Here is a 19,389-nt window from a genome sequence, read left to right on the forward strand (position 1 = left end):
TTTAATTCGACGTGGTTAGATCCTTGGGACAAGCCCAAGGATGACGGCAGAGCTTCCCCCTGCCGCCAACAGCCGAAAGGCCGCAGCCCTCAAAGAACCAGACGGAACTTCGCGAAACCTTCCGCGCCGTCCCCGGCATCCTCGATCTTTGCGCCCTTGATATCGGCCGCGTAGTGGCGGCCCCTGGGGCCGGTCTCAAAGATCGCTGTGGTATCGGCCACCGGCGCGAAGGACCAGTTTGCATCCGCAGACGGGTTGATGGTGCCCTGATCGATGATATAGCGCACGATTACGTCGCGGTTGGTATCGGGGGCCACGAAGATCACCTTGTCGCCGGCGATATCGGGGAATTTACCGCCGCCGCTGGCCCGGTAATTATTCGTCGCCACCACGAATTTCTGCTCGGGATCGATCGGCTTGCCTTCAAATTGCAGGTTGACGATGCGGTTGCTGTCCGGGTTGACCGCCTTGCCGTCCTTGTCGAATTTCGCCGGTTTGGAAATGTCGATCTGATAGGTGACGCCGTCGATGACATCGAAATTATAGGACGGGAAATCCGCATTCAGCAGCGGCGCGTCCTTTGCCCCGGCCTCGACCGTATTGAACATGCCGGCCGACATTTCCAGCCAGTTCTTCACCTGCGCGCCGTTGATCAGCACCGCCTGCACCGTGTTGGGGTAGAGGTAAAGATCGGCGACGTTCTTGATGGCGATGTCACCGGCGGGGACATCGGTATAATAATCCGCACCGCCGCGACCGCCGGACTTGAAGGGGGCTGCCGCCGAAAGCACGGGCAGATCCTTATATTGCCCTTCCTTCAGCATGTCCTTGATGTACCAGGTCTGGGCGTTGGAGACGATCTGCACGGAAGGATCGTCGGCCACCAGTGCGAAATAGGAATAGAGCGGCGCGGAGGTCTTGCCGACGGGACGGCGCACATAGGCAAGAGCCGCTTCGTGATCGGCCTTGGCGGCGGCGAGGACTTCCGCCTTGTCCGTGAAATCGGCGACGACCTTGCGGTTTTCGTCGCGGTGGTAGATCGGCCGGGCTTCGGAGGTGAAGTCGACGATCTTCCAGCTCTTGCCGTCCTTTTCGAGCAGCAGGTCGATGAGGCCCATATGCGAGCCCCAGAAGCCGGCCATTACCGCCGGCTTGCCCATGAGCGTGCCCTTGACGGCATCCGCACCCTCGATACCGTCCCAGGTCTTCGGACCGGGGAAGACGAGATGCTGGTGGCCGGTGAAGATCGCGTCGATGCCTTCGACACCCGCCAGATAAAGCGAGGCGTTTTCCATGCGCTCGGTCTGGCCCTTGCCGTCGATACCGGAATGGGAAAGGGCGATGACGATATCCGCACCTTCCTCCTTCATGACCGGAACCCAGGCTTTCGCCGCCTCGACGATATCGCGCGTCTGCGCCTTGCCCTCGAGGTTCTTGGAATCCCACATCATGATCTGCGGCGGCACGAAGCCGATGATGCCGACCTTGACCGGGCTTGTCACGCCGCCGCCGTCGCGGATCTGCTTTTCCAGAATGACATAGGGCTTGAAAAACAGCTCGTCGTTCTTCGGATCGGAAGCAAGCTGGCCCTTGGTGAGGTTGGCGCAGACGTAAGGGAAACCCGCACCCGCCAGCGTGTTCGACATATAGTCGAGACCGTAATTGAATTCGTGGTTGCCGAGCGTGCCGCAATCGTAACCCAGCACGTTCATGGCGTTGATCACGGGGTGCTTGTCGCCGGCCTTCATGCCGCGCTCATAGGCGATATAGTCGCCGAGCGGGTTGCCCTGCAGGAAATCGCCATTGTCCACCAGCATCGAGTTTCCGGCTTCGGCGCGGATGGTGTCTATGATCGAGGCCGTGCGCGCCAGTCCCATCGTGTCGTTCGGCTTGTCGGCGTAATAATCATAAGGAAAGACGTGAACATGGATATCGGTCGTTTCCATGATGCGCAGATGCGCCTGGTTGGCCGCCGCACGCGCAGCAAAAGGGTGCAGCATCACCAGCGCCGAGGAGGCTGCGATGCCGCCCAGAAGCGAACGCCGGGTAATGGGATGGAGAGCGAGAAGCGACGACATGGGAACTCCTTCGGATGAAGCTTGCTCTGTCTTGAAAAATGACAGGGTAGAAGCAATCGCAGAGGAGTCCATCACCAAAATGACAGGCCCGTGACAGATGGACCGGTTTTCAACCGTTTGATAAATTTTTTATCACGGGCGTGCGGCGCAGGTGTCGCCGCACCGGAGAATGCGCATCCTACGTTCTTTGCATTGCTGCGCTTTAGATCAGCGGGCCAGCGTCGGTTTCACTTCTTCGTGGAAGAAGCGGAAATAGGAGGAAAGCTGCGCCAGCGTGTTGGTGGAAAGCTTGAGCTGCAGGCCGAGGCGGTTCATGTGCTGCCATTGCACGACGCCCTCGATGAAGCCGAGATCCTCACTCTGCACCTTGACCCGGCTGCCCTTGGCGGCGGCGAAAGGTCCATCCAGCTCGAGCGCCATTCCGGTGGCGGAAAGATCGACCACACGCCCTCTGGTCGACTGGCTGAAATAATGCACGGTCGCAAAAATCCTGGTCTTGCTGCGGGGCGCGGTCCGGGTCGCCATATTAAGGTTGTTTGTCATTTTGCTGCTCAAATCAATTGTTTCCGATACCTGCATCATGGCGCGAAAAACTTGAGAGCCGTTTAGTTCTTCTCTTAAAATTGCATGTAATTGCCGATTATGCTGTGTCGATACGGCACTGATAGCAATTATTGCGGGCTGAGCGCACATGTACATAAGCGACATCCGCGCGCTCCAGAAGGTGCCGCGCGCGCGAAACGATCTCGTCTGTCGCCGTCACCGCGCCGGTGCCGTAGACGATGCGGTCATCGGCTCCATAACCGCGCACGATATAATCCGGACTGTCCAGCATCGGCGGAATGGCCTGCGTCTGCGGGTAGCGCTCACAGGCGTCGGCATGCAGAAACACCGGGCCCGTTTCCGCATAGGGCTGCAGCGAGGGAAAGGGCCGATAGGCGAGGATCAACATCTCTTCGCCTTCCCCGATCTGGGAAAGGCAGTGGCGGCAGGGCATGCCGCCGGGAGAAACGGCTCTCTCCGGCGGATTGCCATAGGCGTCGGCGGCTCCCGCCCGGTAGGCTTCGGCTTCCTTAGCCGGCATTGCAGTGAAAACGAGATCGGTCATGACGGAGACCTCCTGGGTTGGGTTCGGCGTTGCTTCTTTGCAGCTATGGTCCCGAAACGGATCACTATCCACCCGATTCTTGACAGGCGATGCAACCAGCCCATTGCGTGACTCGTTAGCTTCGGGAATCAGTGACGCTCCTCGTTCCCGGAAGGTCTGATTTTATGTTCCGTCGTTTTCTGGCCGCCGTTCCGCTGGCTTTCGTTTCGTTGACGGCTCCGTTTGAGGCCGAGGCGCAGGTCGCTTCCGGACTCGATGGCCTGTCCGACGAACAGCTTCAGCAGGCGGTCAATTTCGTTATCGGCAATGCGATCTTCTCGCTTTATCACGAGGGTGCGCGCATGCTGATCTCGGATTTCGGAACGGCGGACACGGCAAGTGTGCAGGCGCCGGCCGATCAACTGGCTGGCACGCTCATCCTCCAGGCCAACGAGGAATGGCTCGACACCGCGCTCGTCAATGCCACGGACAGCTGGTATCTGGCGCGTGAGGCGGAGACCTTGCCTGAGCATGAAGCCCCGGTCTTCTCCGCGCTGGTGCCCGACAGGAGCCGAGATCGCAACATGGCCTGCCTGATGGTCGGCCGTGACAAGGACGGTTATGGCGATCTGGCCGCCATGATGGGGCTCAACAATGCCGAATTCGACAAATGCGCCGCCGCCTATCCGGGCGTTGCTTCGGCCTGGGAGAATTTTCTGAGCCCCCACCGCAGTCAGACGCCTTCCAGATTTTCCGTCAGCTACGTGCCGCCGCGCGACCCGGAGCTTGAGCCCTACGCCATCATGATCAAGGAATCGAAGGTTCTCGATCTCATCAGCCGCAGTTTTAGCGGCTATGGCTTGAAGGGGGACGTCAAACTGACGGCCAAGTCCTGCGGTCGTCCCGACGTCTACTGGTCGGCGGAAAAGCGCGAGATCACCTATTGCTATGAACTCGGCAAGTTCCAGGCGGAACTGATTGCCGATCACCTGTTAAACACCGTCACGGAAGACAAGGGCGCTGCCGGCGGGCAAATCCCGACCGCCGCCGCTAATCTGGAACGGGAAATCTGAGGCCGGATTGCCGAACGCTGGCAATCGGGCTTCCCGATATGGGAGGAGAGTGCCGTGCCGAAGGTTGTCGTTCGCAATTTCGCCATCTCGCTTGACGGATACGGCGCGGGCCCAGACCAGAGCCTGCAGAACCCGCTGGGTGTGAACGGCGAAGAGCTGCACAAATGGGCCTTCAAGACCCGCACCTTTCATCGCATGTTCGGCAAGGACGGCGGCTCGACCGGAACGGACGAGGATTTTTCCGAAAAGAGCTTTGAAAATATCGGCGCATGGATTTTAGGGCGCAACATGTTCGGGCCGGTGCGCGGCGCATGGCCGGATGAAAACTGGAAGGGCTGGTGGGGCGAAGAGCCGCCATATCACGTTCCCGTTTTCGTCCTGACGCACCATGCGCGCCCGTCCTTCGAGATGAAGGGCGGCACCGTGTTCCATTTCGTGACCGACGGTATCGAGGCGGCGCTCGACCTGGCGCTGAAGGCGGCAAATGGAAGGGATGTCCGCATCGGCGGCGGCGTTTCCACCATCCGGCAATATATGGCGGCGGGCATGATCGATGAGCTGCATCTGGCGCTGGCGCCGGTTTTTCTCGGCAAGGGTGAACATTTGTTCGAGGGGATGGACCTGCCCGCGCTCGGCTACCGCTGTACCGGGACCGTGGCGGGCGAGGGCGCTACCCATCTGATTATCGACAGGGCATAAATGCTGCGCCGTTAAAGGTATCTCCACCAACATTGCGCAGCGGTTCCTGCGCTGACATTTCCCTCACGCACTTCTTATCGGAGAATGGCACGCGTTGCTCTCAAGGGCGCTACTCAGTTGCGCAGCGATATCTCCAGAAGCTCGGTATCGGCAAGCGGCTCCACCCAGGCCTCATAGGTGCCGACGGGCGAAAAGCCCATCATCTGGTAAAGCTGCAGCGCGCGCGGATGGTCGAGCGTGTTGGTGGTCACCGTCACCCGTTGCGGATTGTCCTGCCAGGCGGCGTAAAGCGCCTGCAACAGGAACCACTTGCCGACGCCTGCACCGATCGCCTCTTCGAGCAGCCCGAAATAGGACAGCTCGGTCACCTCGTCGCTCGCCTTGTTCAGTTCGAAGAAACCGGCGGGCGCACCGTTCATATAAAGAACCGTAACGCTGTTTTTCGGATCGCGCAGAATGGCGGAAAGCTCCGCATCGCTCATGCGCATGCGCTTTTGCCAGTGCCAGCGTTTTCCCACCCGCCAGTAAAGATAGCGGTAGAAATGCAGGGGAATATTGTTGACCCGCATCAGCGCGGTCTGGATGTTCACGGGGATCGGCAGGCTGACTTTCGGCGGAGCCGTCATTTCCAGCTGCGTCACATGCGCCTTCAGCGGTCCGTGCGACAGTGTGGGGATTGCATCCGCCGGACCGGTAACCACCGGCGTATCCTGCAATCCGCCCCATTCCGACCATGAGCCGTCGTAAAGCGAATTATCCTTGTGACCGAGCGATTCCAGCGCAAGCGTAATGACGGCGGCAGTGACGCCCGAGCCGCAACTGGTGACGACGGGCTTCGAAAGATCGATACCGGCATCGGTCACCATCTTGCGGATGGCGGTGAGGTCCTTGAAATTGCCGTTTTCGGAAAAGGCCGTCGCAGGCAGGCTGCGCGCACCCGGCATGTGGCCGGAACGCATGCCGGCACGCGGCTCGGCCTCGTCGCCGGTAAAGCGCCCGGCGCCACGGGCGTCGGCAATCTGTTTTTCGCCGCTGTCGACAATGCCGCGCATGGCGTCAAGCGAGGTTACGCGCTTCTCGTTGAAATCAGGCGTAAAGGTTGCCGGCTCGATTTCCGGCGTACCGGTTTCGAGCGGCCGGCCTTCGCGTTTCCAGCCATCGAGGCCGCCATCCAGCACATAGGCCTTGCGCACGCCCATCACCCGCAGCATCCACCACACGCGCGGCGCGGAAAAGAAGCCGGGGCCGTCATAGACCACGATCGTATCGGTGTCGCTGAGGCCAAGCGCACCGGCCTGTTCCGCGAAGAATTCCGGCGAGGGCAGGGAATGGGGCAGGCCGGTGGTATGATCGGCGATCTTGTCCTGATCGAAGAATACCGCACCTGGCAGGTGACCCGCCGCATATTCTTCCGCACCGTTGCGCTTGTGCGCCGGCAGATACCAGGAGGCATCAACGACACGAAACCCGGCCGTGCCGAGCTGCTTTTCCACCCAGTCCGCCGAAACGACGAAACGGCTCTTATCCGTGCTCACGATGTTTCTCCCAATCTCAGGCAACAGCTTCAGGCGCGCCGAAACGAATGCGGAATCGCCTGTTCTCCTTGCCCTTCTTTTCTATCTTGGCAATGTGAATATCGCCCACTTCCTGCGTTTCGGAAACATGGGTGCCGCCGCAGGGCTGGCTGTCGATGCTGGAGTTTTCGCCGATGCAGACGAGGCTGACCCGGCCAAGGCCCATTGGCGGGCGCACATTCTTGGATTTGACGATGCCCGGATTGGCCTGCAGCTCCTCGTCGGTGATCCATTGCAGGAAGACGGGATGGTTGGCTTTCACCAGCTCCATAAGCTTTGCCGTGACTTCGTCCTTGTCTATGGTCTCGGACATGTCGAAATCGACACGCGATTCATCCTCGCCGACGGCGGCTCCGGTGATCGGCCATTGGCAGACGACGGAGAGCAGATGGCAGGCGGTGTGCATCCGCATCAGCTTGTAGCGACGCGGCCAGTCCACATGCAGGGTGAGTTTTTCGCCGACTTCAGGAGAAGGCTGGCCTTCGAGCGGCACATGGATGATCACGCTCTTGTCGGCGCCGTTTTTGGTGATACCGAGTTCGATGCGCGAACCATCGGCCCGCTCGAGAAAGCCGCTATCGCCCGGTTGGCCGCCGGAGGTGGCATAAAAGCATGTCTGGTCCAGCTCTATGCCGCCATCCTCATGCACCGCCGTGACGATCGCTTCTGCGGTGGAAAGATAAAAATCGTCACGGAACAGGGCATTCACAGGCATTTCGGCATGTCCTCAAACGGTTTCGTACGGAACCGCAATCTCGCTTTTCGTCGCCAGCCACTGTGGGATCGGAAGTCCCTTGGAACGCAGGAAATCCGGATTGAAAAGCTTCGACTGATAACGATTGCCGTAGTCGCACAGTATCGTCACGATTGTATGCCCCGGACCGAGCTCGCGGGCAAGGCGGATTGCGCCGGCAATGTTGATGCCGGAGGAGCCGCCAAGGCAAAGCCCTTCCTTCGTCACCAGATCGAACAGCACCGGCAGCGCTTCCGCATCCGAAATCCTATAGGAGAAGTCAGGCGTAAAACCTTCCAGATTGGCGGTGATGCGCCCCTGTCCGATGCCTTCGGTGATGGACGAGCCTTCGGATTTCAGCACGCCGTGCTTGTAAAATTCATAGAGAGCCGCACCCTCGGGATCGGCAAGGCCGATCTTGATGTCGGGGTTGAAGTCGCGCAGGCCATCGGCCACGCCCGCAAGCGTTCCGCCGGAACCGACCGAGCAGATGAAGCCATCGACCTTGCCGTCCGTCTGGTCCCAGATTTCGGGGGCCGTCGTTTCGATATGGGCCTGACGGTTGGCGATGTTGTCGAACTGGTTGGCCCAGATCGCGCCGTTTTCATCGGTTGCGGCAAGCTGTTTTGCCAGCCGGCCCGAAACCTTCACGTAATTGTTCGGGTTGGAATAGGGGGCGGCCGGAACCTCGACCAGCTTGGCGCCGAGAAGCTTCAGCGCGTCCTTCTTTTCCTGGCTCTGCGTTTCGGGAATGACGATGACCGTCTTGTAACCCAGCGCATTGGCGACCAGCGACAGACCGATGCCGGTATTGCCCGCAGTACCCTCCACAATGGTGCCGCCCGGGCGCAGCTGCCCGCGCCGCTCGGCATCGCGGATAATGTAGAGTGCGGCGCGATCCTTCACCGATTGCCCGGGATTGAGGAATTCCGCCTTGCCGAGGATTTCACACCCCGTCGCTTCAGAGGCGGCTTTCAGACGGATGAGCGGCGTGTTGCCGATAGCACTGAGCGCAGAGGAGTGAATGGTCATGATTGAGCCTTCTTGTCTGAGCGGAAATTAGGTGCCGTTATGTCCCGTTACAACCGCTTCAAGGCAAGAAATTATCTTCCCGGCTTTGGCTTAGCCACGCAAAATTTTGCCGATACCCAATTTTATGCGTTCTTCTTGACGTCGGCATAGGCCGCAAGCGCTCTTTCCCGTGCTTTTCCATGGTCGACAATCGGCAGCGGATAAGTCTTGCCAAGCTCGATGCCCGCTTTCTTCAGCACCTCTTTCGGCGCTTCGAACGGCTTGTGGATGTATTTTCGCTCAAGCTTTTCCAGCTCCGGCACGAAGTGGCGCACATAATCGCCATCGGCGTCGAATTTTTCGCCCTGCAATATGGGGTTGAAGATGCGGAAAAATGGCGAGGCGTCCGCGCCCGATCCCGCCACCCATTGCCAGTTGGCGGCGTTGGAGGCCGGGTCTGCATCGACAAGCGTGTCGCGGAACCATTTCTCGCCCTTCCGCCAGTCGATCAGCAGATGTTTGATGAGGAAGGACGCCACGATCATACGCACCCGGTTATGCATGGTGCCGTGTTTCCACAATTGCCGCATGCCGGCATCGACGATCGGATATCCCGTCATCCCGCGGGTCCACGCCGTGAAGGATTTTTCATCGTCTCGCCAGCGGAAGGCGTCGAAACTGTCGTTCCAGTTCTTTTCATCGAGTTCGGGAAAATGAAACAGCAGGTGATAGCAGAATTCCCGCCAGACGATTTCCTTGCGAAAACGGCTGATATCGTTGGAGGCGATATGGCGGGAAAGCCCCTTCGTCGCGTGCCAGACGGTAGAAGGCGATATTTCGCCGGACGCCAGATGCGGCGAAAGCAGAGAGGTGGCGTGCTTTGCCGGAAAATCGCGGCCTTCTTCATAACCCTTCAAAGCGCCATCGATGAAATCGTCGAGTTTCTCCCGCGCCCCGCCTTCGCCGGGAGACCAGATGTCGCTGAAGTGTTTCGCCCAGTCGGGCTTGGTGGGTAACAGTTTCCAATCGCCAGGCTTTTCCGATTTTGGCCACGTCTTCGGCGCCTTGAGACCCTTCGGCGCATCCGCCGGCGCATGTGGCTCCTCGCCGCCCTCCAGCGCCCGCCAGAAAGGCGTATAGACCCGGTATGGACCGCCGGATTTCGTCTGCAGCCTCGATGGTTCATGCAGCAGATGGCCGGAAAAGCTGCGGACCGTCAGGCCGTCATCCCGAAGCGTCTGTTTCAGCGCCTTGTCCGTCGCCATGCCGGCAGGATCGTATCGGCGGTTCCAGAATACCGCCTCTGCACCGGTTTCGGATATCAGATGGCGCAATGTCTCGCCGGCGTCACCGCTGAGAAGCACGAGGCGGCTGCCGATTTTTTCCAGTGCAGCGGTAAGGGACGTGAGGGAGTGGTAAAGCCACCATTCCTGTGCGCCGCCCAGCGGGCCGCATGATTTTTCCCTGATATAGACGGGGATGACGGGGCCGCCATGCTCCACGGCGGCAAGCAAAGCGAGGTTGTCCGAAAGGCGCAGGTCCTTGCGGAACCAGACGATGGCGGGGGAGGCTGTTGTCGGCATGAAAGGACCCGGTTCACTTCCGCTTGAACGAGTGTTGAAACGCTTTGTTCCGCAAATCGGCTAGAATGGAAAGATGGAGGGCATGGTTTTTCGAGGGTTATTTTTTCGCCCTTGAAACCGCTGATAAAGGGAACCAACTGGAGGAGCCGGCGTTTGTCGCGGGTTAATAGAGCATGGAAGTGCAATCAATGTTGCTGAATGACGTTAAGTGGGAAAAGCCCGTTACCATCTCCCTTGAAAACGGTGCTCCCCGTATTTTCAATGGCGTTTACGAAGCCTTCGATTTTCTCCAGCACGAATGGCCTGAGCGTGGCGACAAGGTGCATGAACAGGCGCTGCGCCTGTGCCGCGCCTCGCTGATGGGCGACGTGGCGGGGGAAATTGCCCGCACGGCCTTCGTTGCCGCCAGCCGGCAGGCACGGTGCCTTGTGGAAGAGCCGGGCAAAATCGCGTCCTGAACGGATTTTCGGAACTGATGTGTATAAGGCCACCCGCCAAAAACGGGTGGCCTTGTTTGTTGAGGAGCAGGAAACGGGTTGTTTCGAATGCGGGATATGGCATCGTGCATGCAAAAATGCGGATGAGCGACGGCAATGAGCAACCACTACGGCTATATTGTTTTTCCCACAGCCCTCGGCCATTGCGGCCTTGCATGGGCGGGCCGGGGCATTGTGCGTTTGCAATTGCCCGGCTCTGACGCCGGCGAGACCGAAAAACTTCTCCAGAAGCGCCTGCCATCCGCCTCCATCGCCGTTCCCGAAACACGCATGCGTGAGGTGATTGCGATGATCACCCGTTATTTCGGCGGCGAGGAGATCGATTTTACCGCCGTCGAACTCGATCTCGCCGGCCAGGAGCGTTTTTTCCTCGATGTTTACGCCGTTGCGCGGCAGATCGGTTGGGGCGACACGACGACCTATGGCGGCATCGTAAAAACGCTAGGCCTCGGTATGGAAAAGGCCCGCGATGTCGGTCAGGCCATGGCGAAAAATCCGGTGCCGTTGATCATTCCCTGCCATCGGGTTCTCGCCGCCGGCGGCAGGCTTGGCGGCTTCTCCGCACCGGGCGGAACCACCACCAAATTGCGTATGCTGGATCTCGAAAATGCCGGCCGCAGCCGCACCGATGAGGCGCAGGGCAGCCTCTTTTGAAGCAATGACAGATCAGCGCCCATGAATAGGCGTCTGATTTCTGCCCATTTCTCGTCAAATTGTCGCTAAATTGTCACAATACACGGGCGCCCTCTAACATAAGGGCGAGACGTTTGAGAGTATCCGCGTTAATTCTATCGGTTGCCTTGTCTTTTACAGTCGTTGCATCGGCCTCGGCCGGCATGCTGAACCAGGCAGAAAAATACACCGGGCTGCATGAGTCCAAGAACAACAAGAGCCTCAAGAACATTCTTGGCGCAAATCCCCGCAGCACCCCATGGTGCGGCCTTTTCCTGCATGCGGTCGCCAGCAAGGCCGGCCGGCAATCTCCCAAATCCTATGGATTTGCGAAGTCCTGGACATCTTTCGGTTATGCCGTGCCAGTCAGTCAGGCGAAGCCCGGCGATGTCGTCGTCATTCGCAATGGCCGCGGTTACCACGCCGGCATTTTGAAGAGCATGAGCGGCAAGACCGCCCAAATCCTCGGCGGCAACCAGTCCGGCCGGGTGCAGGTGTCGAACTTCAACCGCAAGGCCATCGTTTCGGTCCGCCGATAAATCTCCTGACATTTTTGACGGCATTTTTTCGATAAAGGCGGGCTTTGACCCGCCTTTTCCATGTTTGGGCCTAAGGCTGCTCTCTGGTGCCAGGTGCTGCGTCGCGCTGGTCGTCGTCCTCAAGGTCTGTGGCGACGATGAAGGCGTCCTCGTGCTGCCTTGCGGCCTGCCGGCGCGCACGCAGGCTCACGCTCTCGTCCGGGTAAATCTCGACATCTTTGGCTTTCAGTTCGCTGTCTGTTTCAAACCGCGCGACATCATCGTCCTCAATATCAAGCGGTTCGGTTTTCGGCTTCTGCGGGGTGGTCATGAAGCGATCTCCTGCTGGTTTCTGCAGGTCAAACGATCGGCGGCCGATGACGGTTCCGTTTCTCGCGGAAATGCTTATTCGTCGCAGGTCAAAGCGGAACTAACTCTGGCTTTTTTTGTTTTTTCAATGGCACAATCAAAACCGGTGCAACGTAAACAGGGAGGTCCGTTATGAGCCATGACCGCGAAGCCGCAATCCGTGAAAAAGCGCGCGCAATATGGGAGAGGGAAGGAAGACCCGACGGGCACCATGAACGACACTGGATCGAGGCGGAACGGGAGCTTTCCGCAGATGCGGAAGCGGCGAAGTCCAAAAGCGGAAATGGCGTGAAGAAGTCTGCTGCCGCGAAGGCGCCTGCGAAGAAGACACCAGCGAAAAAGGCAACTCCGGCAAATGCCAAATCACCCGCGGTAAAATCGCTTGAGAAAGAGCGGAAATCTACGGATAAGAACAAGGAAGACGATCTCACCGAGAGCCTTGAGGAGAGTTTTCCGGCAAGCGATCCTCCGGCGCTGACCAACGCCACGAAGGCGACGAAACGGGCGGTCAAAAAGAGCTGATCGTTTGGCGGTAGGATGATCGGGAAGTCACGACAATCCCCAAGAAGAATGGGGCGAATTGCAGCTGCACTTCGCTCTTCAAAACGTGTTGTTGAGAGAAATGGCTCCCCGGGCCGGATTCGAACCGGCGACCTGTCGATTAACAGTCGAATGCTCTACCGCTGAGCTACCAGGGAACGTCCACCGCTTGGCGCGGTGTGAGCGGGGTAATACAAATGCTTTTCCGATTTGCCAAGCGGTTTTTTCAAAAAAAACGCATTCCTCTTGTTTTATCCATCCAAAGTCCCGATTTTCCGGGCTTATCGCCGGTGAAAAAATTATCCACAGGCCAGATGCAAAAGGGCAGGATGGAATGAAATTCGGTATCGACCACAGAACGCACCGCCTCCATGTCGGAAAATGGAGCTTTGCCATGCCGCGTTCGCGCGTCGGCAGGATTGCGACCGGCTCGGCGCTGGTGGTTGGCGGAACGCTTGGTTTCCTGCCCGTGCTCGGCTTCTGGATGGTTCCGCTTGGTCTCGTCGTGCTTTCCCACGATCTGCCGGCGGTTCGCCGCCAGCGGCGACGGCTGGCGGTCTGGTGGGCATCGCGGCAGAACCGCCGCGACACCCGCAAGGGCGACCGGCAATAGGTCTTATGCGCCGATGGAACTGCTGATGCCCTGGCCGGCCCAGAAGGCCGCATAGGCGAGCGCTGCGAAATAAATCGCCGTCAGCCCCAGAAACAGGTAGCCGCCGAGCACGGTAACGCCATCCCTCTGAGTCATCCCTGCCGAAAAAAGCAGGATCGCAACGCCTGGAAGGGTGTTGGAGAAGGGAATGAAGCCGAGCGGCATCATCAGCAATACGCCCGCCGTCATCAGCGCAAGTCCGTTTATGCGGTTGGCGATAATGCCGGTCGTCAGCGCGGGGATGCGCGGACGAATGAAACCGTCCAGCTTGGAGACAATGGCGACGCCTTTTTGAAGGGCGGGAACGAGCTTTGCCGTCTCCATCTGCCGGTCGAGGATTTTTGCCGGCAGCCATGGCAGGCGGTTGAGGGTGATTGCCAGGCTGACAAGAATGATCGCCGCACCAAAGACCGTGCTGACGCCGGGAATGGAAACCGGGATGAGAAAGGGCAGGGAGGCGATTGCGCAGATGAGCAAAAGGCCCTGTTCGCCGATCGCTTCCATCAACTCGCGCAACGTGATCGTCTGACCCTGCAGCTTTCCTATCAGCTTCTCAAGCGTCGTGCTGAGCTTTTCAGACGTATCAGTGAATGCGAATTCGTTCGTCATGCGGCTTCCCGGAAGTTGTTTAACTCCGGGATTGATAACATCCATCCGGCCCGATGCCTATCGCCGATAGAAAAGGAGCCTCATCACATTTGGTCGCGCGGTTCGCCTGGATTAGTGCGAAACCCAGCTGCTGTAGGCGCCAGCAAGAAGAACTACCAGCAGAATGACAAGTATGACCGGATTGATCGATGTAACGAAGTTTACATAGTCCATGATAACTTCCTCCTCTTTCCTCCACCTCTTATTCTACAGCAAAAAGGCGAGTTCATCTACCACAGGCTGAAATTTCGCATTGCAACAACCGGCTTGCGGTGAGGGCTGGAAATGCTCGTCTTTATGATTTTTTGCGATGCAAAAATAAATTTTCCAACATTTGCCATTCTCTTGCGTTGTCTCTAATCCTCATTCGGGGCCGGTCTCTCCGGCCCGTCGGCAACCGCATGAATCACCGCCGATATGCCTTTGCTCCCGCCTGCCTTCACTCCGCAACACTCTTCCCCGGGGACACGACATGCTGAAAAACATCTATGCCTGGACGATGGCGCTCGCCGCGCGCAAAACCGCCGTGTGGTGGCTGGCAATCGTGGCTTTCGTGGAAAGCTCCATCTTCGTTGTGCCTGCCGATGTGCTTTTCCTGCCCATGGTGCTGGCCAGGCCGAAAAAGGCGATGTTTTATGCGCTCGTGGCAACTGTCGCCTCGGTTTTTGGCGGAATCGCCGGCTGGTTCCTCGGCCACTATGCCTTTGAAAGCATCGCGCGGCCCATTCTCGAATTTTACGGCAAGCTCGACAGCTTCGAGCATCTGAAGAACTCCGTTGACTACGAAACCATCGTTCTCCTGCTGGTGACATCGGGGCTCGCGCATCTGCCGCCGATCAAGGTCGTGACTATCCTGTCCGGCGCGGCCAATATCAGCCTTGGCCTGTTCATTCTTTCGGCCGTCGTCACGCGCGGCGCGCGCTTTTTCATCCTTGCCGGATTGCTGCAGAAATACGGGGAATCGGTGCGTCATTTCATCGAAAAACGCCTTGGCGCCATCACCGCGGCAGCCGCCGCCGCGCTCATCGCGGTCTATGCGGTTTACGTTTTCGTGCGTTGATCAAGCGCAAATTTTCCACTCTTACAATACTGTCGCATAACTTTCAGCTTACTGTCAGAATCCGTCTGTATCGGTTCTCTCGTCGAATGAGGGAACCGTTTTATTATGCGAAGATTTTGGAAGTGCTCCTTTTGGGGCATGGGTATTGCTGTGCTTGCCGCAGGCGGTTACCTCTACGCCATTCAGCTCCTGGGCAATTTTCACGAGGTTGTCGCGGGGCAGCTTTATCGCTCCAACCAGCCGAGCAATGAGCAGCTCGTCCGCTATACCAAAGACCATGGTATCAGGACGGTCATCAATCTGCGCGGTGCGAACGAATCCAAGGCCTGGTATCGCGATGAGGTCGAAACCGCCCGCGAACTGGGACTTAATCATATCGATTTCGGCATGTCGGCAAGTCAGGAGCTCGACATGAACAGGGTCAACGAGCTGGTCGCCATCATGCGCGATGCGCCGAAGCCCATCCTCATTCATTGCAAGGCCGGTGCGGACAGGACAGGCCTCGCCACCGCGCTCTATCTCAGCCGCGTGGCAAAGCTTGATGAGGAACAGGCGGAAAGCCAGCTTTCCTTCCGCTTCGGCCATATCGGCATTCCCTATCTCTCGGAAACTTACGCCATGGACCGGACTTGGGAGAACGCGGAAAAGATGCCAGTCGTCGACGATTTCGCCATCGCCTCCAACGAGTTCTGAAGTCGGCTCGGGGGCATTTCCCACAGGGCACACTTCAATGATCTGAACGGGATCTTGCGTCCTGTCTCGATGGCGGAGGTTATCGGGACGGGCGCAACCCAAAGATCTTGGCCGGCTGAGGGCGCGGCAGCGCTGCATCTATCGCCGCCGCCCAGCGCAATATTTCTCCGACATGCATTTTACCGGAAATGACAATTTTCATTTTTATATTAGCAACTTATGCGATCTTGCAATTTAAGTTGACTCGCAGTGTCACCTTTTATACAGCGGCATTGTTTCAACTTCTGGATCGCATCATGACCCGCAAAAAATTTATCGGCGGCCTTGCCGCATCGTTCTTATCCGTTTTCTTTATCGCACCTTCCGCCACCGCTGCAGAGAAGACCATCACTGACGTCATCGGACGCGAGGTGAAGGTTGATCTTCCTGCAAAACGCGTCGTTCTCGGTTTCTATTTCGAGGACTACATGGCGGTCGGTGGCGAAAAGGCCTATGATTCCGTTGTCGGCATTTCCCGCGAAGCGTGGGAAGGCTGGGTTCCCGCCAACTGGAAAATGCATCTCGCTCACCGCGCCTCGCTTGCGGATATTGCCGATGTCGGCGAAGTCGAAGCCCAGACCTTCTCGGTCGAAAAAGTTCTGAGCCTCAATCCTGATCTGGTGATCCTGGCGGATTGGCAATACAAGGCGCTCGGTCTCGATGCCGACCGTCTGGAAGAAGAGGGCATTCCCGTCGTTGTCGTCGACTACAACGCCCAGACGGTCGAGCGCCACGTCGCCTCCACCCGGCTTTTCGGCGAACTCACCGGCCAGCAGCAGCGCGGCAAGGAAATTGCGGAATTCTACGCCGGTTCTCTGAAGGATGTCGCCGAACGGGTGGCGAAATCCGGTCAGCCGAAACCGAAGGTCTATGTCGAATTCGGCAATAAGGGACCGGCCGAATATTCCTTCACCTATGGCAAGAACATGTGGGGCGCCATGTCCACCGCCGCTGGCGGCGACAATATCGCAGCACCTTTCGTCGAGTGGTGGGGACCGATCAATCCCGAGCAGGTTCTGGCTTCGAAGCCCGACGCCATCTTCATTTCCGGCCGTGAAAACAACAAGAACCCCGCGGCGCTGCCGATGGGGCAGGCGGTGAAGCCCGCGGATGCCCGCGAAAAGCTCAAGGCCTTCGAAACCCGTCAGGGCTGGAGTGAAGTGCCTGCCATCAAGAACGGTCAACTGTTCGGTGTCTATCAGGGGGCGTCGCGCACACTCTCCGATTTCGCCATGGTGCAATATATCGCCAAGCAGCTTTATCCCGAGCAGTTCAAGGATGTCGATCCGATCGCCAACTATCTCGGCTATTACAGGAAGTACCTGCCGGTCACGCCTGAAGGCACCTTTGCCATCGCCGTCAAGGATTGATGGTTCTGTGGCCGGCGGCGGAAAAGCATATTTGCTTGCCGCTGAAGGTTAAATTCCGCGGACGCCACGGCACGGCGTCCGTTTTTCACCGTCTTTTTCAAACAGGTTTTCCATGACAATTGCCGCCCGCAATGCCGAAGCCATCGGTGCGCACCGGCTGCGTGAACGTCGTCGCTGGCGCGTCGTCTTGGTCGTTTTCGTGCTGATGGCGGTGAGCCTCGTTCTCGATATCGCCACCGGTCCATCGCTGCTGTCGCCCGCCGAAGTGGTGAAGTCGCTGACCGGCCTTGGCGAACGGGCGGCGATGACCGATTCCATCGTGCGCGGCCTTCGCCTGCCCATGGCGCTGATGGCGCTTGCCGTCGGAGCGGCGCTCGGCGCCGGCGGCGCGCAGATGCAGACCTTGCTGAATAATCCCATGGCAAGCCCCTACACGCTCGGCATGGCGGCTGCGGCGGGCTTTGGCGCCGCGCTGGTGCTTTCGCTCGGCGGTCTCGGGCTGGATGCCATGATTGCCGTTCCGCTCGGCGCTTTCGTCTTTTCCATGCTCGCTGCGCTTTTCCTTTTCATGCTGGCCTCCATGCGGCAGATGACGGCCGAAACCATCATTCTCGGCGGCATCGCACTTCTTTTCCTGTTTCAGTCGCTTCTGTCGCTCATACAGTTCCTGTCCTCGCCGGAACTGTCGCAGCAGATTCTTTTCTGGCTGTTCGGCAGCCTCACCAAGGCGACCTGGCCAACGCTCGGTCTGACGGCCGCCGTCACCGCCTTCTGCTGCGCCCTGCTCATGGCGGATTGCTGGAAACTGACGGCGCTGAGGATGGGGGAAATGCGGGCAGCCAGCCTCGGCATCAATGTGCGCCGGCTGCGCATGAAGGTTCTCATCATCGTCGCCATCATGACCGCGACGGCAACGAGTTTTGTCGGGGTCATCGGTTTCATCGGGCTGGTCGCGCCGCACATCGCCCGTATGACGGTGGGCGAGGATCAGCGCTTCTTCTTGCCCATGTCGGTACTGAGCGGCGCGCTGATGCTTTCGGCAGCCTCGATTCTCTCCAAATCAATCATTCCCGGCGCTCTGTTCCCGGTCGGCATCGTAACCGCCATTGTCGGCGTGCCGTTTCTCCTTTGGCTGATTTTCGCTCCGAAGAGGCGCGGCCGATGATGGTTCTGGATAATATTTCCGTCGAACGGGGCGGGCAGGTAATTGTGAGAGACCTCTCGGCACGCCTGGAATCCGGGCAAATCCACGCCGTCATCGGCCCAAACGGAACGGGCAAGACGACGCTTCTCAGAGCAATCTTCGGCGACCTGCCGCTCGCCAGCGGCGCGATCAACCTCGGCGATCGTCGCCTTCAGGCTGGGGAAAGGGCAGGGCGGCACAGAAGGGAATGGCGGGATCGTTTCGCCTATATGCCGCAGGATACGGCCGCCGATATAGCGCTCAGTGTGCTGGAGGTGGTGGCGCTCGGCCGCTTCGGCCGGCTTTCGCTTCATATCGACGACGAAACGCTCGATCTGGCGATGACACGCCTGCATCAGGCCGGAATAGCCCATCTGGCGGGCAGGGAGATCGCCTCGCTCAGCGGCGGGCAACGGCAGATGGCGCTTTTTGCGCAGGTCCTGATGCGTGAACCGCAGGCGATGCTGCTCGATGAGCCTGTCAGCGCGCTGGACCTCAAGCATCAGGTGGCGCTTCTCGATCTGGTGCGGCGGGAAACCCGCGCCAATGGCCGGGTGACGCTTGTTGTGCTGCATGATCTCAATCTCGCCTGCCAATATGCCGATAACCTGCTGGTGATTTCGGATGGCGCGCTGAAGGCGACCGGCGCACCGGGCGATATCGTCACGCCGAAGCTTATTTCCGAGACCTATGGCGTTGCCGTGGAGGTGTTGCGCGACCGGCGCGGCAATCCCGTCATCCAGCCGGCGGGCGATCCGCCGCTCGAACATTTCAAAACCCTTGAAGGAATAATTGCATGAAACGATTTTTGATGACGCTTGCCACGGCTTTGGCCGTAATCCTGCCCGCCACACCATCCCTTGCCGCCGAACACAAGATCCTGATGCTCAATTACGGCAAGGATGGCGGCATGGTGTTCGAGCCTTCCTATGTGAAGGCGGAGCCGGGCGACACCATTACCTTCGTGCCGCAAAATTCCAGCCACTATGTGCAGTCCTATGCGGTTCCGGAAGGCGTTAGCCCCTGGAAAAGCAAGCTCGATGAGGCCTTCACCGTCACTGTCGAGAAGGAGGGTGTCTATCTCTATTATTGCCCGCCGCATCTGATGATGGCGATGATCGGCATCATTCAGGTCGGCAAGCCCGTCAATCTCGAAGCCGTCAGACAAAAGGCCGAGAAGCTGCGGCCCAAGCTCGTCATGAAGAGCGAAAGGCTGGAGACGGCGCTCGGGCAGGTGACGCCCGCACAATAACGCCCCGCCTTTCAGGCCGCGCCAATCCGCACCGCAAATCCGCTTCTTCAACCCCGAA

General features: G+C 58.7%; 22 protein-coding genes and 1 tRNA gene. 13 read left to right on the forward strand and 10 right to left on the reverse strand.

Annotated features, from left to right (window positions below; all coding sequences use genetic code 11):
• Positions 1–89: 89 nt before the first annotated feature.
• The 3 genes from AGR7B_RS05820 to AGR7B_RS05830 all read right to left on the reverse strand — a co-directional run bounded on the left by AGR7B_RS05820 (position 90) and on the right by AGR7B_RS05830 (position 3,186).
• A complete protein-coding gene (locus AGR7B_RS05820; RefSeq protein ID WP_065654023.1) occupies positions 90–2,078 on the reverse strand; it encodes a bifunctional 2',3'-cyclic-nucleotide 2'-phosphodiesterase/3'-nucleotidase in 1,989 nt (662 codons plus the stop codon).
• Between the two features lie 207 nt (positions 2,079–2,285).
• Complete coding sequence (locus AGR7B_RS05825; RefSeq protein WP_003502271.1) at positions 2,286–2,621, reverse strand: PilZ domain-containing protein; 336 nt, start codon at positions 2,619–2,621, stop codon at positions 2,286–2,288.
• A 97-nt stretch (positions 2,622–2,718) separates the two neighbouring features.
• Positions 2,719–3,186 (reverse strand): DUF1203 domain-containing protein, encoded by a 468-nt coding sequence (locus AGR7B_RS05830; protein ID WP_080856231.1) that lies wholly within the window; start codon positions 3,184–3,186, stop codon positions 2,719–2,721.
• A 164-nt stretch (positions 3,187–3,350) separates the two neighbouring features.
• On the opposite strand from AGR7B_RS05830, the gene AGR7B_RS05835 reads away from it, so the two are divergent.
• On the forward strand, positions 3,351–4,238 hold the full coding sequence (locus tag AGR7B_RS05835) for a DUF4344 domain-containing metallopeptidase (RefSeq protein ID WP_121490405.1): 888 nt from the start codon (positions 3,351–3,353) through the stop codon (positions 4,236–4,238).
• A 54-nt stretch (positions 4,239–4,292) separates the two neighbouring features.
• The gene (locus AGR7B_RS05840; protein ID WP_080856232.1) at positions 4,293–4,937 is read left to right on the forward strand and encodes a dihydrofolate reductase family protein; all 645 of its coding nucleotides are present in this window, start codon (positions 4,293–4,295) and stop codon (positions 4,935–4,937) included.
• A gap of 113 nt (positions 4,938–5,050) precedes the next feature.
• On the opposite strand, the gene sseA is transcribed toward AGR7B_RS05840, so the two are convergent.
• From sseA to AGR7B_RS05860, 4 genes are all read right to left on the reverse strand, one after another.
• A complete protein-coding gene (sseA, locus tag AGR7B_RS05845; protein WP_080856233.1) occupies positions 5,051–6,472 on the reverse strand; it encodes a 3-mercaptopyruvate sulfurtransferase in 1,422 nt (473 codons plus the stop codon).
• Between the two features lie 16 nt (positions 6,473–6,488).
• On the reverse strand, positions 6,489–7,226 hold the full coding sequence (locus tag AGR7B_RS05850; protein ID WP_065654018.1) for an alanyl-tRNA editing protein: 738 nt from the start codon (positions 7,224–7,226) through the stop codon (positions 6,489–6,491).
• Positions 7,227–7,238: 12 nt separating this feature from the next.
• Positions 7,239–8,276, reverse strand: a complete 1,038-nt coding sequence (locus AGR7B_RS05855) for a cysteine synthase A (protein ID WP_003521575.1) — start codon at positions 8,274–8,276, stop codon at positions 7,239–7,241.
• 122 nt (positions 8,277–8,398) lie between these two features.
• Positions 8,399–9,838: a cryptochrome/photolyase family protein gene (locus AGR7B_RS05860; RefSeq protein ID WP_080856234.1), complete on the reverse strand. Its 1,440-nt coding sequence runs from the start codon at positions 9,836–9,838 to the stop codon at positions 8,399–8,401.
• Positions 9,839–10,026: 188 nt separating this feature from the next.
• Here AGR7B_RS05860 and AGR7B_RS05865 point away from each other — a divergent pair, with 188 nt between their 5' ends.
• From AGR7B_RS05865 to AGR7B_RS05875, 3 genes are all read left to right on the forward strand, one after another.
• The gene (locus AGR7B_RS05865; protein WP_065654016.1) at positions 10,027–10,296 is read left to right on the forward strand and encodes a DUF982 domain-containing protein; all 270 of its coding nucleotides are present in this window, start codon (positions 10,027–10,029) and stop codon (positions 10,294–10,296) included.
• Positions 10,297–10,431: 135 nt separating this feature from the next.
• A complete protein-coding gene (locus AGR7B_RS05870; RefSeq protein ID WP_080856235.1) occupies positions 10,432–10,989 on the forward strand; it encodes a methylated-DNA--[protein]-cysteine S-methyltransferase in 558 nt (185 codons plus the stop codon).
• Between the two features lie 113 nt (positions 10,990–11,102).
• The gene (locus AGR7B_RS05875; RefSeq protein WP_080817213.1) at positions 11,103–11,546 is read left to right on the forward strand and encodes a TIGR02594 family protein; all 444 of its coding nucleotides are present in this window, start codon (positions 11,103–11,105) and stop codon (positions 11,544–11,546) included.
• A 70-nt stretch (positions 11,547–11,616) separates the two neighbouring features.
• Here AGR7B_RS05875 and AGR7B_RS05880 read toward each other — a convergent pair whose 3' ends face one another.
• A complete protein-coding gene (locus AGR7B_RS05880) occupies positions 11,617–11,856 on the reverse strand; it encodes a hypothetical protein (RefSeq protein ID WP_065654014.1) in 240 nt (79 codons plus the stop codon).
• 170 nt (positions 11,857–12,026) lie between these two features.
• Here AGR7B_RS05880 and AGR7B_RS05885 point away from each other — a divergent pair, with 170 nt between their 5' ends.
• Positions 12,027–12,416 carry a DUF2934 domain-containing protein gene (locus AGR7B_RS05885; protein ID WP_080856236.1) on the forward strand — a complete coding sequence of 130 codons (390 nt, stop codon included), beginning with the start codon at positions 12,027–12,029 and terminating at the stop codon, positions 12,414–12,416.
• A gap of 101 nt (positions 12,417–12,517) precedes the next feature.
• Here AGR7B_RS05885 and AGR7B_RS05890 read toward each other — a convergent pair.
• A tRNA-Asn gene (locus AGR7B_RS05890) sits at positions 12,518–12,592 on the reverse strand.
• 176 nt (positions 12,593–12,768) lie between these two features.
• Here AGR7B_RS05890 and AGR7B_RS05895 point away from each other — a divergent pair.
• Positions 12,769–13,047 carry a hypothetical protein gene (locus AGR7B_RS05895; protein WP_065654012.1) on the forward strand — a complete coding sequence of 93 codons (279 nt, stop codon included), beginning with the start codon at positions 12,769–12,771 and terminating at the stop codon, positions 13,045–13,047.
• 3 nt (positions 13,048–13,050) lie between these two features.
• Here the strand turns inward: AGR7B_RS05895 and AGR7B_RS05900 are convergent, their stop codons facing one another.
• Complete coding sequence (locus tag AGR7B_RS05900; RefSeq protein ID WP_080856237.1) at positions 13,051–13,695, reverse strand: exopolysaccharide biosynthesis protein; 645 nt, start codon at positions 13,693–13,695, stop codon at positions 13,051–13,053.
• Positions 13,696–14,206: 511 nt separating this feature from the next.
• On the opposite strand from AGR7B_RS05900, the gene AGR7B_RS05905 reads away from it, so the two are divergent.
• The 6 genes from AGR7B_RS05905 (at position 14,207) to AGR7B_RS05930 (ending at position 19,331) form a co-directional block, all read left to right on the forward strand.
• Positions 14,207–14,794 carry a YqaA family protein gene (locus tag AGR7B_RS05905; RefSeq protein ID WP_080856238.1) on the forward strand — a complete coding sequence of 196 codons (588 nt, stop codon included), beginning with the start codon at positions 14,207–14,209 and terminating at the stop codon, positions 14,792–14,794.
• 138 nt (positions 14,795–14,932) lie between these two features.
• Positions 14,933–15,487 carry a dual specificity protein phosphatase family protein gene (locus AGR7B_RS05910; protein WP_003521565.1) on the forward strand — a complete coding sequence of 185 codons (555 nt, stop codon included), beginning with the start codon at positions 14,933–14,935 and terminating at the stop codon, positions 15,485–15,487.
• A 296-nt stretch (positions 15,488–15,783) separates the two neighbouring features.
• Positions 15,784–16,896 carry an ABC transporter substrate-binding protein gene (locus AGR7B_RS05915; protein WP_245317690.1) on the forward strand — a complete coding sequence of 371 codons (1,113 nt, stop codon included), beginning with the start codon at positions 15,784–15,786 and terminating at the stop codon, positions 16,894–16,896.
• A gap of 112 nt (positions 16,897–17,008) precedes the next feature.
• A complete protein-coding gene (locus AGR7B_RS05920; protein WP_080856239.1) occupies positions 17,009–18,061 on the forward strand; it encodes a FecCD family ABC transporter permease in 1,053 nt (350 codons plus the stop codon).
• The gene (locus AGR7B_RS05925) at positions 18,058–18,879 is read left to right on the forward strand and encodes an ABC transporter ATP-binding protein (RefSeq protein WP_065654009.1); all 822 of its coding nucleotides are present in this window, start codon (positions 18,058–18,060) and stop codon (positions 18,877–18,879) included. The genes AGR7B_RS05920 and AGR7B_RS05925 overlap by 4 nt, the downstream gene beginning before the upstream one ends.
• Positions 18,876–19,331 (forward strand): pseudoazurin, encoded by a 456-nt coding sequence (locus AGR7B_RS05930; protein WP_080856240.1) that lies wholly within the window; start codon positions 18,876–18,878, stop codon positions 19,329–19,331. The genes AGR7B_RS05925 and AGR7B_RS05930 overlap by 4 nt, the downstream gene beginning before the upstream one ends.
• Positions 19,332–19,389: the final 58 nt, after the last annotated feature.

Source organism: Agrobacterium deltaense RV3, assembly GCF_900013505.1.
GTDB lineage: Bacteria > Pseudomonadota > Alphaproteobacteria > Rhizobiales > Rhizobiaceae > Agrobacterium > Agrobacterium leguminum.